This window comes from Streptomyces sp. SID13666, assembly GCF_010548325.1.
Taxonomy (GTDB): Bacteria; Actinomycetota; Actinomycetes; order Streptomycetales; family Streptomycetaceae; genus Actinacidiphila; species Actinacidiphila fildesensis.
In genome coordinates, this window is record NZ_JAAGLX010000047.1 from 1 (window position 1) to 13,498 (window position 13,498).

Here is a 13,498-nt window from a genome sequence, read left to right on the forward strand (position 1 = left end):
CCGCAGGCCCCGGCACAGGCACCGGTCGCGCCCGCCGCCCCGGCTCCGGCACCCGCCGCCCCCGCCCAGGCCCCGGCCGCCGCTCCGGCACCGGCCACCTCGGGTGACGACGGCGCCTACGTGACCCCCCTGGTCCGTAAGCTCGCCTCCGAGAACGGCGTGAACCTGTCCTCGGTCAAGGGCACCGGCGTCGGTGGCCGTATCCGCAAGCAGGACGTCCTCGCCGCCGCCGAGGCCGCCAAGGCCGCGGCCACCGCGGCCCCGGCCGCGTCCGCGCCCGCTCCGAAAGCCGCCCTCGTGGCGTCCCCGCTGCGCGGCCAGACGGTCAAGATGACCCGCATGCGCAAGGTCATCGGCGACAACATGATGAAGGCGCTGCACAGCCAGGCGCAGCTCACCAGCGTGGTCGAGGTGGACATCACCAAGATCATGCAGATGCGCAACAAGGCCAAGGACGCGTTCGCGCAGCGCGAGGGCGTCAAGCTCTCGCCGATGCCGTTCTTCGTCAAGGCCGCGGCCCAGGCGCTGAAGGCCCACCCGGTCGTCAACGCCCGGATCAACGACGACGAGGGCACCATCACCTACTTCGACTCCGAGAACATCGGTATCGCGGTGGACTCCGAAAAGGGTCTGATGACTCCGGTCATCAAGGGTGCGGGCGACCTCAACATCGCGGGTATCTCCAAGCGGACCGCGGAGCTGGCCGGCAAGGTCCGGGCGAGCAAGATCAGCCCGGACGAGCTGTCCGGCGCCACCTTCACGATCAGCAACACCGGCTCGCGCGGTGCGCTGTTCGACACGGTGATCGTGCCCCCGAACCAGGCCGCCATCCTGGGCATCGGCGCGACCGTCAAGCGTCCGGTGGTCATCGAGACCGCCGAGGGCACCGTCATCGGCGTCCGCGATATGACGTACCTGGCGCTCTCCTACGACCACCGCCTGGTGGACGGTGCCGATGCGGCCCGTTACCTGACGGCCGTCAAGGAGATCCTGGAAGCCGCCGAGTTCGAGACCGAGATCGGTCTCTGACACTCATGCCGCGTCCCTGACGCGGCGAGGTGATCGCAGTGCGACGCCCCCGACCCGGTACGCCGGGCCGGGGGCGTCGGCGTTGCGGCGGCCGGGGGCGTCGGCGTTCCGGCGGTGAGGACGGTCCGGCAGAGCGGACCACCTTGCCCTCGGGCTCGTCATTCGCCTTGTCGGCCACGCCGCACCTCCTGTAGTGGTACGTACTGCATGACCGTCGCAGCCATACCCGGCACCCTGTGCCAGGTTTCCTCCGGAGGCATCTTGCCGCTTCACATAGATCTGCTGACCGACCCCACCGGCGCGCAGCTCCACGACTGGCACCAGGTGCTCACCGCCGCCCTCGGCCATGACCTGCCCGGTGATCCGGTCCCCTCGTCGGACGATGTGTCCGCTCAGCTCACGACGCCGAGCGCCCACAGCCGCAAGCTGCTGTGGCTGGCGCGGAACACCGCGGGGGCGCCGGTGGGAACCGCCGCACTGCGGCTGTTCGACGAGCCGGGGCGCTCCCATCTCGCAGCGCTGGAGCTGTACTCGCACCCCGCCCACCGGCGGCTCGGCGCCGGTTCCCTGCTGCTGGACACCGCCGTGGGCGCGGCCCGCGACAACGGGCGGCGCAGCCTCGTCACCAGAACCACGGTCGGGACCCCCGGCGACCGGTTCCTGGCCACCCGCGCGTTCACCCCGGCGCTGAAGCTCACCTGGCGGCGGCTGCGGTTCGACAGCATGGACACCGCCGCGATCGGCGCGTTCGCCGGCGAGCAGCACCCCGGCTACCGGCTGGAGACCTGGGAGGGCGTCGCCCCGGAAGCTCTGATCGACGGCTTCGCGCTCGCCAAGCGGGCCATGGGCGTGGGCGCCGGGCCGGCCGGCGGGATCCCCCCCGGCCATGTGCCGTGGAACGCCGAGCGGGTCCGGTCCGCCTCCGAGATCTTCGCCAAGCGCGGCGAGCAGCTGATCACCGTGGCCGCGATCAGTGAGGCGGACGGCTCGGTGGCCGGGTACACCGAGCTGGTCGTACCGGCCGACGGCTCCGGCCGCGCGCTGCAGTACGATACGGCCGTCGTCCCCGGCCATCGCGGGCACGGGCTCGGGCGCTGGATGAAGGCGTCGATGATCCAGCGGATCACGTCCGAGCTGCCCGGAGTGACGGAGATCGAGACCGACAACGCCGACGACAACCGGCACATGGTGGCGATCAACACGGGGCTCGGCTTCGTGCCCGTCCGGCAGACGGTGGAGTACCAGCTGCGCCTGGCGGAATGATTTCCTCCGATCCGTCCCACGACCGCCGGGGAGCGCCCTGCGACGTCATCCGGCCATTGAGCCCAAACGTGCGTAACGACACGGGCGCATACGGGGCACTCCGCGTGCGTCCGGCCCCGGCAACCGGGAAGCTGGACGCGTGATGGACGAGACGGAGTTCTGGGAGATCATCGACAGTACGCGCGCGGCCGCGGACGGTGATCCGGAGGAACAGGCCGATCTGCTGATCGAGCGGCTCGCGCTGCTCGATCCGGACTCGGTCACGGACTTCGCGCGGCACTTCGAGACGCGCTTCGCGCGGGCCTTCCGCTGGGACGTGTGGGGCGCCGCCGACATCATGCTGGGCGGCGCCGACGACGAGGCGTTCGACTTCTTCCGCTGCTGGCTGATCGGACAGGGCCGGCACGTCTTCGAGGGTGCCCTGCACAGCCCCGACGACCTGGCCTTCCTCGTCGCGGAGTTCGACCCGGAGGTCGACGGCGACGCCGAGGAGCTGGGTTACGCGGCGGACGAGGCGTACGAGCAGCTGACCGGGGTGCGGCTGCCCGACCTGGAGCTGCCGCCGCCCGGTGACCCGGAGGGCGAGCAGCTGGACATGGACGACACGGACCTCATGGCGGACCGGTTCCCCAAGTTGTGGGCCCGCTTCGGCTGACCGGACCGCCCGGCTGACCGGACCGCCCGGCCGGAGGAGCCGCTGACCGGAGGAGCCGCTGACCGGACCGCCTGAGCAGGCCGACCGGCCCGCCTACGCAGCGGCGAAGTCCAGCGGCCGGCCCATCAGCACGTCGTCCACGTACGCGCCTTCCAGCAGGAACTCGCCCGGTAGCACGCCCTCGACCGCGAACCCCATCGACTCGTAGAGCCGCCGCGCCGGAGCGTTGTGGCCCAGCACCCGCAGGGTCATCCGGGTCGCGCCCTGCCGGCCCGCCTCGTGCAGCGCCGCGGCCATCAGCCTGCGGGCGATGCCCCGGCCGCGGGCCCAGGTGTCCACCGCGAGCCCCTGTATCTGGCGGACGTGCGCGTTGCACGGCAGCGGGGTGGGCGGCACGATCCGCACATAACCGGCCACCCGCCCGTCGACCTGCGCGACGAGGATCTCCTCCGGCGTATGGCGCTCGTCGTAGAACGGCTTGCCGGGGTCGGGAGGCGGCTGCACCGCGTGCAGCGAGGACCACGTGCGGACATCGATCCCGACGAGGTCGGCCTCGTCGGCGTAGGTCGCCGAACGGACCATCACATCTGACATGCCGGCAACTCTGCCACGTGCGGCTCCCGGCCCCCAGAGCGCCCCGCCGGGTCCCGTCGCGGGGCAGAATGGCCCCATGCGTATCGCAGTCACCGGCGCGTCAGGCCTGATCGGTTCCGCCCTCGTCCGCTCCCTCGGCACCGACGGGCACGTGGTCGTCCGCCTGGTCCGGCGCGAACCCGCCGGCCCCGACGAGGTCCGCTGGGACCCCGCCCGCCAGTCCGTGGACACCAAGGGGCTGACGGGCTGCGACGCGGTCGTCCACCTCGCCGGCGCGGGCGTCGGCGACCACCGCTGGACCGCCGCGTACAAGAAGGAGATCCACGACAGCCGGGTCCTCGGCACCACCGCCATCGCCCGGGCCGTCGCGTCCCTCGACACCCCGCCCAAGGTCTTCGTCTGCGGCACCGCGCTCGGCTACTACGGCGACACCGGCGACCGCCGCACGGACGAGGACGGCCCGGCCGGCGCGGGCTTCCTCGCCGGCGTCGTCCAGGACTGGGAGGCCGCCGCGGAACCCGCGGCCGCGGCCGGCATCCGGACCGTCTTCGCCCGCACCGGCCTCGTCGTGTCCCGCCGGGGCGGCGCCTGGGGACGGCTGTTCCCGCTCTTCAACGCCGGTCTCGGCGGCCGGCTCGGCGACGGGCGCCAGTACTGGAGCTTCATCTCCCTGCACGACGAGATCGCCGCGTTCCACCACATCATCGACACCGCGAGCCTCTCGGGACCGGTGAACCTGACGGCGCCTGAACCCCTCACCAACCGCGAGGTGACCGCCGCGATGGGCCGCGTCATGCACCGGCCCACCCTCGCCACCGTCCCCGCGTTCGCCCTGCGCATCGCGCTCGGCGAGTTCTCCCAGGACGTCCTGATGAGCCAGCGGGTGGTGCCGCGGCGGCTGCTCGACTCGGGCTTCTCCTTCGCGTTCCCGGGCATCGAGGAGAGCATCCGGGCCGCGTTCGGGCACTGAGTGCCGAAAGGCTGAATCGCACCGTGCACCTGGTGCATCAGCCACGTGTGATGAGGGCATGACCCCTACCAGCGCCAGCTGACGCGAGCGGGGAACGAAGCCAACCTCCGGGAGGGGCATCGTGCTCTCAACAGCACGGCAAGCGGACGTCGTCGTGATCGGGGCCGGGCTCGCGGGCCTCGCAGCGGCGCACCATCTGATCAGTGCGGGGCTGACCGTCACCGTGCTGGAAGCGGGATCCCGGGTCGGCGGCCGGATGGCCACCGACACCGTGGACGGTTTCCGGCTCGACCACGGTCCACAGCTGCTCAACACGTCGTACTCCGAACTCCGGCGCACCCCGGGGCTCCAGGGGCTGCGGCTGCGCCCGTTCGCCCCCGGCGCCCTGGTGCGGGCCGGCGGCCGCGGCTACCGCGTCGGCGACACCCGCGGCACCCGGGCCCGGGCCGTGCTCTCCGCCGCCAGGACCCCGCTCGGCGACACCCTCGACCGGGCGGGGCTCGGCACCGCGCTCAACCGGCTGGCCGCCACCTCCACCGCCCGGCTCCTCGCCCGGCCCGAGACCACCACGGCCGCCGCACTCGCCGCCCGTGGCTTCGCCCCCCGGCTCCTCGACGGCTTCGTCCGCCCCCTGCTCAACGCCCTGCTCTGCGACCCGGACCTCACCACGTCCAGCCGGTGCGCCGACCTCGTGCTGCGCGGCTTCGCCCGCGGCGGAACGTGCCTGCCCGCCTCCGGCGCGGCCGCCGTCCCGCACCGCCTCGCCGCCGCCCTGCCGCCGGGCACGGTGCGCCTCGGCGTCCGGGCCACCGCCGTCTCCGTCAACGCCGTCGCCACCGACGGCCGCGGATCCTGCGAACTGCCCTGCCGAGCCGTGGTGGTGGCCACCGGCGCCCGCGCCGCCGGCGAACTCCTCCCCGGCCTCCGGGTACCCGGCTTCCACGCCGTAACCGTCGTCCACCACGCCGCGCCCCGTTCCCCGCTGCGCGAGCCCCTGCTGGTCCTCGACGCCGACCGGCACGGTCCCGTCTCGCACACCCTCCCGGCCAGCGAACTCGACCCCTCCCGCGCCCCGTCAGGACGCGCCCTCGTCACCTCCGTCCTCCTCGGCCCCCAGGAGGACGGCCGCACCGACGACATCGCCGTCCGCAAGCACCTGGCCGAGCTGTACGAAACCTCGACGGACGACTGGGAACCCCTCGCCACCCACCACGACCCCGAGGCCGTCCCCGTGATGACCGCCCCCCACGACCTCCGACGCCCCGTCCGGCTCCTGTGCGGCCTCTACGTCTGCGGCGACCACCGCGACACCAGCACCGTCCAAGGCGCCCTCCTCTCCGGCCACCGCGCCGCCACCCACCTCCTGGCGGACTTCGGCCTCCACCCGGCCCTGGTGACGTCCCCCCAACCGGCGGAGGAGGCGGCGTAAAGCCACGCGCCTCCGACGTGAGGACACGGACACCAGCACCCACCCCTTCCCGCCGGCTGGAGCGGGCGTGAGGTGACCGGGGCCGGAGGGGTGGGGCTTCGACATGCTGCCGAGCTGTTGGTGGGCCGCTGGGGGCACCCCCGGCCGAAGGCTGGGGGACCGTGAACAGTCAATTTCGAAGCACCGCACCGCAGGACCCGGTCACCGCACCCCCAACCGGCCCGAAGGAACCTCAGCCCACGGCCAACCCCAGCGCCGCCGCCCGCTCGTAGAACCCCCGCGCCGCCCCCGTCTCCCGAAACGGCTCCAACCGCCGCCCGAAGTCCCGCACATACTCCACCGCCCGGGTCGACCGCATCTCGGTCGCCTGCTGCATCGCCTCTCCCCCGAGCGCACACGCCAGATCCACCTCCCCCAACCCCAACCGCGCAGAAGCCAGCACCGTCCGGCAGAACACCCGGCTCCGCGCGTACGCCGGCCCCCGCAACTGCAGCGAGCGCTCCGCGTACTGGGCCGACGCCCGGTACTGCTGCAGATCCCGGTGGCAGTGGCCGAACTCGTCCGCGAGCTGCGCCTCGTCGAAGAACCGTGCCCAGTAAGGGACTTCGTCCCCCGCCCGGGCCGCCTCCAGCGAGCGCTCCGCGCGCGCCAGCGCGGCCGAGCAGGCTCGCACCTCGCCCAGCAGCCCGTGCCCGCGTGCCTCCGCCGCGTGCAGAAGGGCCTGTACGACGGCGGGCGCGCTCGTGCCGACCCCCTGCTGCGCCACCCGCGCGAGCTGGACCGCCTCGCGCCCGTGCCCGAGGTAGACCGCCTGACGGCTCATCGTGACGAGGACGTAGCCGCCGTAGACGCGGTCGCCGGACGCCTGGGCGAGGCGCAGGGCCTGGACGAAGTAGCGCTGCGCGAGGCCGTGGGCGCCGATGTCGTAGGAGGTCCAGCCGGCCAGCCGCGTCAGGTCGGCGACCGCGCCGAACAGCCGCCGTCCGAGCGCCTCGCCGTACGTGCCGCGCAGCATCGGCTCGGCCTCGTGTTCGAGGTAGCGGACGAGCGCCTGACGGGCGTGGCCGCCGCCGTAGGTGTTGTCGAGGGTCCGGAAGAGGTCGCCGACGGAGCGCAGCGCGGCGATGTCGCCCATGGTGACGCGCTGGCGGGAGACGGCGGCGCGGGCCGGCCCGTGGCCGCCGCGCGTCTGCGCGGGGATCCGGGCCCGGCCGGTGCGCTCCGCCTCCGACCCCCCGGAACCACCACCGACCGCACCACCCGCACCACCAGCACCACTACTGGCGCCACTGCTCACCCCGTGCGCCACATGCTCGTCCGCCCGCCCGATGAGCCAGTCGCGGCTCGGCACCACCAGCCCGGCCGGAGTGAAGGCGATCTTGCGCAGCTCGGCCTGGCCACCGGTGTCTTTCCGCCACAGTCCGCTGATGATGTCGATGGCTTCTTCCGGTCCTGCGGCGAACTCCAGGCCCGCGTAGACCGGCGCGCACGCGTCGAGCCCGAGATCCTGCGCGGACAGCCGCCGCCCGAGCCGTCGCGTGAAGACCTCCGCGATGAGCGCAGGGGTGGTGCCGCGCGGCTGCTGGCCGCGCAGCCAGCGCGTCACGGAGGTCTTGTCGTAGCGCAGGTCCAGGCCGTGCTCGATCCCGAGCTGGTCGACCCGGCGGGCGAGCCCCGCGTTGGAGAAGCCGGCCTCGGTGATCAGGGTGGCGAGCTGGCGGTTGGGCGAACGCTGCGGGGATCGGTCCGTCATCGGCTGCGCGGTCCACTTCCTTCGAAGGACTCCGGAACGGCGTGAATGTAACGGCCTGTAGTGCCGCACTCACCACCAGAGCCTCAGATTCCCCCGAATGGGTGATAGCCCAGCCCATTGACTTGCAAAGCCGTATCTTCCGGTCACTGACCGTGGTAACGACGCCCACCCGAACATCTCCGGCCCGCCCCCCACCCCAGCTTCCCCGGCCCCTCCCCCGGCCCCTTGAAGGCGGCCTTCGGCCCGGTCGTACAGTTGCAGGGGCGCTAACGAGGCGACTACGAGGAGCTGACGTGACTGACCTGCACTTTGTCCACCTGGGCTTCGGGGCGGACGCCGTCGAATACCAGGAGGCATGGCAGGAGCAGCGCAGGGTGCACGCCGCGCGCTTCGAGGACGAGATCCCCGACACCTGCCTCCTGCTCGAACACCCGCCGGTCTACACCGCGGGCCGTCGCACCGCCGACAACGAGCGCCCGCTGGACGGCACGCCGGTCGTCGACGTGGACCGCGGCGGCAAGATCACCTGGCACGGTCCCGGCCAGCTCGTCGGCTACCCGATCCTCAAGCTGCCGCGTCCGGTCGACGTCGTCGCGCACGTCCGGCGGCTCGAGGACGCGCTGATCCTGACCTGCGCCGAGTTCGGCCTGGAGACCACCCGCATCGAGGGCCGCAGCGGCGTCTGGGTGCTGGGCGACCCCGTCGAGCAGCGCCCGGCGGGCGGCCTGACGCTGGACTTCGACCCCCGTCTGGCCGACGACGAGTTCGACCCGCGGCTGAACGGCCCGGAGTACGCCCCGTCCAACGCCGGCCAGCGCCGCGAGGACCGCAAGCTCGCGGCCATCGGCATCCGGGTCGCCAAGGGCGTGACGATGCACGGCTTCGCGATCAACTGCGACCCGGACAACACCTGGTTCGACCGGATCGTGCCGTGCGGCATCCGCGACGCCGGAGTCACCTCGCTCTCCAACGAGCTGGGCCGCGACATCTCCGTCACCGACGTCGTGCCGGTGATCGAGAAGCACCTGCGGGCGGTGCTGGAGACCGCGGCGCCGCTCCCGCGCGCCGTGTAGGGCGGGGGCAGGGCACCAGGGGCCGTTCGCGGGCTCGCGGGTGTGCCGGGCACGACGTCCTCCCGGGGGACCGTGCGGGACCACTCCTGGCCTTCACCCCGGCCCTCACTCCCTTGGGGGAATGCCCCCATGAGCCTGTTGGTTGGCTCTGTTCGTATAGGTACAAACAACGGGCGTACCCTGGGGTTCGCCGAAGATTCGAAGACACGCTGGTGGAAGGGGAGTACCGGACGATGTCCGCTGTCGCACCCGACGGACGCAAGATGCTGCGCCTGGAAGTCCGGAACGCTCAGACCCCCATCGAGCGCAAACCCGAGTGGATCAAGACCCGGGCGAAGATGGGCCCCGAGTACACCAAGATGCAGGCGCTGGTGAAGAGCGAAGGCCTGCACACCGTGTGCCAGGAGGCCGGCTGCCCCAACATCTACGAATGCTGGGAGGACCGCGAGGCCACCTTCCTCATCGGCGGCGACCAGTGCACCCGGCGCTGTGACTTCTGCCAGATCGACACCGGCAAGCCGGCCGCGCTGGACCTCGACGAGCCGCGCCGCGTCGGCGAGTCCGTCGTGACCATGAACCTGAACTACGCCACGATCACCGGCGTCGCCCGCGACGACCTGGAGGACGGCGGCGCCTGGCTCTACGCGGAGACCGTCCGCCAGATCCACGCTCAGACCGCCGAGCGGGCCGAGGGCTTCACCAAGGTCGAGCTGCTGATCCCGGACTTCAACGCGGTCCCCGAGCAGCTCGCCGAGGTCTTCTCGTCCCGGCCCGAGGTGCTCGCGCACAACGTCGAGACCGTGCCGCGCATCTTCAAGCGGATCCGTCCCGGCTTCCGTTACGAGCGCTCCCTCGAAGTGATCACCAGGGCCCGCGAGGCCGGGCTGGTCACCAAGTCCAACCTGATCCTGGGCATGGGCGAGGAGCGCGAAGAGGTCAGCCAGGCGCTGCGGGACCTGCACGATGCCGGCTGCGAGCTGATCACCATCACGCAGTACCTGCGGCCCTCGCCGCGGCACCACCCCGTCGAGCGCTGGGTGAAGCCGCACGAGTTCGTGGAGCTCAAGGACGAGGCCGACCAGATCGGCTACGCCGGCGTCATGTCCGGGCCGCTGGTCCGTTCTTCGTATCGTGCGGGCCGGCTCTTCCAGCAGGCGATGGACCGCCGCCGGGAGACGGGCGAGCAGTCGGTGGCGGCCCAGTCCGTCTGAGGTCCCGTGTGAGACCCCTCACGGTGACGCGGTGCGGCCACGCACCGCGTCACCATCCCCGCCAGGCATGCGGCGCGGCGAAGCGGAATCAGGCACGCGGCAAGGTTTCATGCGAGATTGACCGTGCGGTCACGGGCTGGTAACACAATGTGGCGAGCCTGGTTCACGCACACCCATGCGATTGCGATTCCGAGGCGTCCTGAGGGGGACCCCCATGCAGGTCGAGTCCGCACAACTCCGCCAGAGCACCCTCCACCCCACAGTCACCGTCACCGGAGCCCTGCGCGCCATGGAGGCACTGCTGCTGGGCGGGGGCCAGCAGACCGCCCGTCGCAACGCCTGGTCGGCCGTGGTCGAGGACCGCCGCCGGGCCAAGGACCGGCGTGAGGTGCAGCACGTGATCGAGGCGCTGAACGCGCCCGCCGCCGTCCGTAACACGGGGCCGGATTCCTTCTGAGCGCTGGTCCCGATCCCTTCCGGGCACAGGCTGAGCACCGGGCTCCGTTCCTTCCGGGCACAGCACCGGCTTCCCCCTGACGGGCCGGCCGGTCCCTTGAGGGCCACCGATGCGCCCACCGGCGCGCGGGCCACGTATCCTGTGCCGCATGGCGAGGAAGGAAACATCCGAGAACCCTGGGCGGCTTCAGCAGATCGCTCAGACCTACAAGATGACCAGGCGGGCCGACTCCAAGGTCGGGCTCGTCGTAGCGGCTGTGGGAATCGTCACCTTCGGTGTCGTCCTCGCCCTCGGCTTCTTGATCGACCACCCCATCTACGCGGGCATCCTGGGCTTGCTGTTCGCGTTCCTCGCGATGGCCATCGTCTTCGGCCGCCGGGCCGAGAAGGCCGCCTTCGGGCAGCTCGAGGGCCAGCCGGGTGCCGCCGCGGCGGTGCTGGACAACGTGGGCCGCGGCTGGACCGTGACCCCGGCGGTCGCGATGAACAAGAGCCAGGACGTGGTGCACCGTGCGGTCGGCAAGGCCGGCGTGGTGCTGGTCGGCGAGGGCAACCCGAACCGGGTGAAGGCCCTGCTGGCCGCCGAGAAGAAGAAGGTGGCGCGCGTCGTGTTCGACGTGCCGATCACCGACATCATCGTCGGCAACGAAGAGGGCCAGGTCCCGCTCAAGAAGGTGCGTACGACGCTGCTCAAGCTGCCGCGCGTGCTGGCAGGACCGAAGGTCACCGAGGTCAACGACCGTCTGCGATCGCTCGGCACCCTCATGAGCAACATGCCGATCCCGAAGGGTCCGATGCCGAAGGGCATGCGGATGCCGAAGGGCCGCTGAACCCCGGAACACCGACCACAACGCCCTCGTGGGCCGGGCGAGCCGTAGGCGGCTCGGCCAGGCCCACGAGGGCGTTCACGTTGGCGGGGGGCTCGCCGACGCTTGTCGCGCTCGCCTAGATCCGGACCTGAACGGCCTGCGCGGCCTTGTCGTGCAGGCCGCGGCCGTCGCGGTCCCACACCAGCGCGGGGATCACCAGCAGCAGGAGGACCGTACGGAGCACCACCGGGCCGATGCGGAGCCGCCCGCCGTCGACACGGACCACCCGCAGGCCGAGCAGCCGCTTACCGGGCGTGCTGCCGACGGTACCGAGGGTCACGACGCTCAGGGCGCCGAAGAGTGCCAGCGTCCAGGGATTGGACCCCTGGACGTCACGATGCGCGATCAAGCCGTATGCGATCACCAGACACAGCATCCAGTCGATGAACACCGCCGCGAACCGCCGGCCGACGGTGGCCAGCGAACCCGGCCCGTCCTTCGGCAGTCCCAGCCGTTCACCCCGGTAGCCGAAATCCGTGCCCATCTGCTCGGCGGCCGCGCGCGGTCCCGAGAGCCACGACCCGAGTGCTTCCCTGTTGTCCACCCGTCCACCGTACTGTGCCGCCCCGGGTCACCCGTACGGTGCCTTCACCGCCCGCGCGCGCCACCTACGACCTAGCGGTTAACCTCGTCGAAACAAATGGGTCATGCTTGGGAAATCCTCGATCCCTATGGTCGGGGCCAGCGTGCGCCATCGCACTGGCCGCGCCTCGTGTTGCCATCCCGGACTCTTCGAGCCGGGTCTAGGAGGAGTTGGATGTTCCAGAACGCCGACGACGTCAAGAAGTTCATCGCGGACGAGGACGTCAAGTTCGTAGACGTCCGCTTCTGTGACCTGCCCGGAGTCATGCAGCACTTCACGGTCCCGGTCAGTACCTTCGACCCGACCGAGACGCTGATGTTCGACGGGTCGTCGATCCGCGGCTTCCAGGCCATCCACGAGTCCGACATGGCGCTCGTTCCTGACCTCACCACGTCGCGCCTGGACTCGTTCCGCAAGGACAAGACGCTCAACATCAACTTCTTCATCCACGACCCGATCACCGGCGAGCAGTACAGCCGTGACCCGCGGAACGTGGCGAAGAAGGCCGAGGCCTACCTCGCGTCGTCCGGCATCGCCGACACCGCGTACTTCGGCCCCGAGGCCGAGTTCTACGTGTTCGACAGCGTGCGTTTCGCGACCAACGCCAACGAGTCGTACTACCACATCGACTCCGAGGCCGGCGCCTGGAACACGGGCTCCGAGGACAACAACCGCGGCTACAAGGTCCGCTACAAGGGCGGGTACTTCCCGATCCCGCCGGTCGACCACTTCGCCGACCTCCGTGCCGAGATCTCCCTGGAGCTGGAGAAGTCCGGCCTGCAGGTCGAGCGTCAGCACCACGAGGTGGGCACTGCCGGCCAGGCCGAGATCAACTACAAGTTCAACACGCTGCTCGCAGCGGCCGACGACCTCATGCTCTTCAAGTACATCGTGAAGAACGTCGCCTGGCGCAACAACAAGACCGCGACCTTCATGCCGAAGCCGATCTTCGGCGACAACGGCTCGGGCATGCACGTCCACCAGTCGCTGTGGACCGACGGCGTGCCGCTGTTCTACGACGAGCAGGGCTACGCGGGCCTCTCGGACACCGCCCGCTACTACATCGGCGGCATCCTCAAGCACGCCCCGTCGCTCCTCGCCTTCACCAACCCGACGGTGAACTCGTACCACCGTCTGGTGCCCGGCTTCGAGGCCCCGGTCAACCTGGTCTACTCCCAGCGCAACCGGTCCGCCGCGATCCGCATCCCGATCACGGGCGCGAACCCGAAGGCCAAGCGCATCGAGTTCCGCGCGCCGGACCCGTCGTCCAACCCGTACCTGGCCTTCTCGGCGCTCCTGATGGCCGGCCTCGACGGCATCAAGAACAAGATCGAGCCGGCCGAGCCGGTCGACAAGGACCTCTACGAGCTCGCCCCCGAAGAGCACGCGGGCGTCCCCCAGGTCCCGACCTCGCTCCCGGCCGTCCTCGAAGCCCTCGAGAACGACCACGAGTACCTGCAGGCCGGCGGTGTCTTCACCAGCGACCTGATCGAGACCTGGATCGACTACAAGCGCACCCAGGAAATCGCCCCCATCGCCCTCCGCCCGCACCCGCACGAGTTCGAGATGTACTTCGACCTCTAAGCCCTGCGGTCGGCCGACCAGGCGCGATC

General features: G+C 71.2%; 12 protein-coding genes and 1 pseudogene. 10 read left to right on the forward strand and 3 right to left on the reverse strand.

Translation table 11 applies throughout. The features are described from left to right. The 3 genes from sucB to G3I60_RS36585 form a co-directional block, all read left to right on the forward strand. Positions 1-1,029, forward strand: a 1,029-nt coding sequence (gene sucB, locus G3I60_RS36575; RefSeq protein ID WP_164608297.1) for a 2-oxoglutarate dehydrogenase, E2 component, dihydrolipoamide succinyltransferase, incomplete at its 5' end; no start/stop codon positions are given. 261 nt (positions 1,030-1,290) lie between these two features. Further along, entirely contained in the window at positions 1,291-2,292 is a 1,002-nt protein-coding gene (locus G3I60_RS36580) for a GNAT family N-acetyltransferase (protein ID WP_198357141.1), read from the forward strand. 142 nt (positions 2,293-2,434) lie between these two features. Beyond that, a complete protein-coding gene (locus G3I60_RS36585; protein ID WP_138353809.1) occupies positions 2,435-2,947 on the forward strand; it encodes a DUF4240 domain-containing protein in 513 nt (170 codons plus the stop codon). A gap of 93 nt (positions 2,948-3,040) precedes the next feature. Here G3I60_RS36585 and G3I60_RS36590 read toward each other — a convergent pair whose 3' ends face one another. Next, complete coding sequence (locus G3I60_RS36590; RefSeq protein WP_138353722.1) at positions 3,041-3,541, reverse strand: GNAT family N-acetyltransferase; 501 nt, start codon at positions 3,539-3,541, stop codon at positions 3,041-3,043. A 76-nt stretch (positions 3,542-3,617) separates the two neighbouring features. Here G3I60_RS36590 and G3I60_RS36595 point away from each other — a divergent pair, with 76 nt between their 5' ends. After that, complete coding sequence (locus G3I60_RS36595; RefSeq protein ID WP_164293309.1) at positions 3,618-4,511, forward strand: TIGR01777 family oxidoreductase; 894 nt, start codon at positions 3,618-3,620, stop codon at positions 4,509-4,511. 109 nt (positions 4,512-4,620) lie between these two features. Beyond that, positions 4,621-5,940 (forward strand): annotated as a pseudogene (locus G3I60_RS36600) (NAD(P)/FAD-dependent oxidoreductase); the annotation flags it as partial. 232 nt (positions 5,941-6,172) lie between these two features. Here the strand turns inward: G3I60_RS36600 and G3I60_RS36605 are convergent. After that, the gene (locus G3I60_RS36605; protein WP_164293307.1) at positions 6,173-7,693 is read right to left on the reverse strand and encodes a regulator; all 1,521 of its coding nucleotides are present in this window, start codon (positions 7,691-7,693) and stop codon (positions 6,173-6,175) included. Positions 7,694-7,986: 293 nt separating this feature from the next. Here G3I60_RS36605 and lipB point away from each other — a divergent pair, with 293 nt between their 5' ends. The 4 genes from lipB (at position 7,987) to G3I60_RS36625 (ending at position 11,263) form a co-directional block, all read left to right on the forward strand. Next, positions 7,987-8,766 carry a lipoyl(octanoyl) transferase LipB gene (lipB, locus tag G3I60_RS36610; RefSeq protein ID WP_164293306.1) on the forward strand — a complete coding sequence of 260 codons (780 nt, stop codon included), beginning with the start codon at positions 7,987-7,989 and terminating at the stop codon, positions 8,764-8,766. A gap of 233 nt (positions 8,767-8,999) precedes the next feature. Then, positions 9,000-9,977, forward strand: coding sequence for a lipoyl synthase (gene lipA / locus G3I60_RS36615; protein WP_164293305.1), 978 nt, complete (start codon positions 9,000-9,002; stop codon positions 9,975-9,977). Between the two features lie 214 nt (positions 9,978-10,191). Further along, positions 10,192-10,434 (forward strand): hypothetical protein, encoded by a 243-nt coding sequence (locus G3I60_RS36620; protein ID WP_138353728.1) that lies wholly within the window; start codon positions 10,192-10,194, stop codon positions 10,432-10,434. A gap of 148 nt (positions 10,435-10,582) precedes the next feature. Continuing rightward, positions 10,583-11,263 carry a DUF4191 domain-containing protein gene (locus tag G3I60_RS36625; protein ID WP_138353729.1) on the forward strand — a complete coding sequence of 227 codons (681 nt, stop codon included), beginning with the start codon at positions 10,583-10,585 and terminating at the stop codon, positions 11,261-11,263. 115 nt (positions 11,264-11,378) lie between these two features. Here the strand turns inward: G3I60_RS36625 and G3I60_RS36630 are convergent, their stop codons facing one another. Continuing rightward, on the reverse strand, positions 11,379-11,846 hold the full coding sequence (locus G3I60_RS36630) for an RDD family protein (protein ID WP_164293304.1): 468 nt from the start codon (positions 11,844-11,846) through the stop codon (positions 11,379-11,381). Positions 11,847-12,059: 213 nt separating this feature from the next. On the opposite strand from G3I60_RS36630, the gene glnA reads away from it, so the two are divergent. Then, entirely contained in the window at positions 12,060-13,469 is a 1,410-nt protein-coding gene (gene glnA / locus G3I60_RS36635) for a type I glutamate--ammonia ligase (protein WP_138353731.1), read from the forward strand. Positions 13,470-13,498: the final 29 nt, after the last annotated feature.

Bases quoted from the DNA above. Each gene is read 5' to 3' on its own strand.
- glnA (WP_138353731.1), top strand. From the start codon at position 12,060: ATGTTCCAGAACGCCGACGACGTCAAGAAGTTCATCGCGGACGAGGAC.
- G3I60_RS36625 (WP_138353729.1), top strand. From the start codon at position 10,583: ATGGCGAGGAAGGAAACATCCGAGAACCCTGGGCGGCTTCAGCAGATC.
- G3I60_RS36605 (WP_164293307.1), bottom strand. From the start codon at position 7,693: ATGACGGACCGATCCCCGCAGCGTTCGCCCAACCGCCAGCTCGCCACC.
- lipA (WP_164293305.1), top strand. From the start codon at position 9,000: ATGTCCGCTGTCGCACCCGACGGACGCAAGATGCTGCGCCTGGAAGTC.
- G3I60_RS36590 (WP_138353722.1), bottom strand. From the start codon at position 3,541: ATGTCAGATGTGATGGTCCGTTCGGCGACCTACGCCGACGAGGCCGAC.
- G3I60_RS36595 (WP_164293309.1), top strand. From the start codon at position 3,618: ATGCGTATCGCAGTCACCGGCGCGTCAGGCCTGATCGGTTCCGCCCTC.
- G3I60_RS36585 (WP_138353809.1), top strand. From the start codon at position 2,435: ATGGACGAGACGGAGTTCTGGGAGATCATCGACAGTACGCGCGCGGCC.
- G3I60_RS36620 (WP_138353728.1), top strand. From the start codon at position 10,192: ATGCAGGTCGAGTCCGCACAACTCCGCCAGAGCACCCTCCACCCCACA.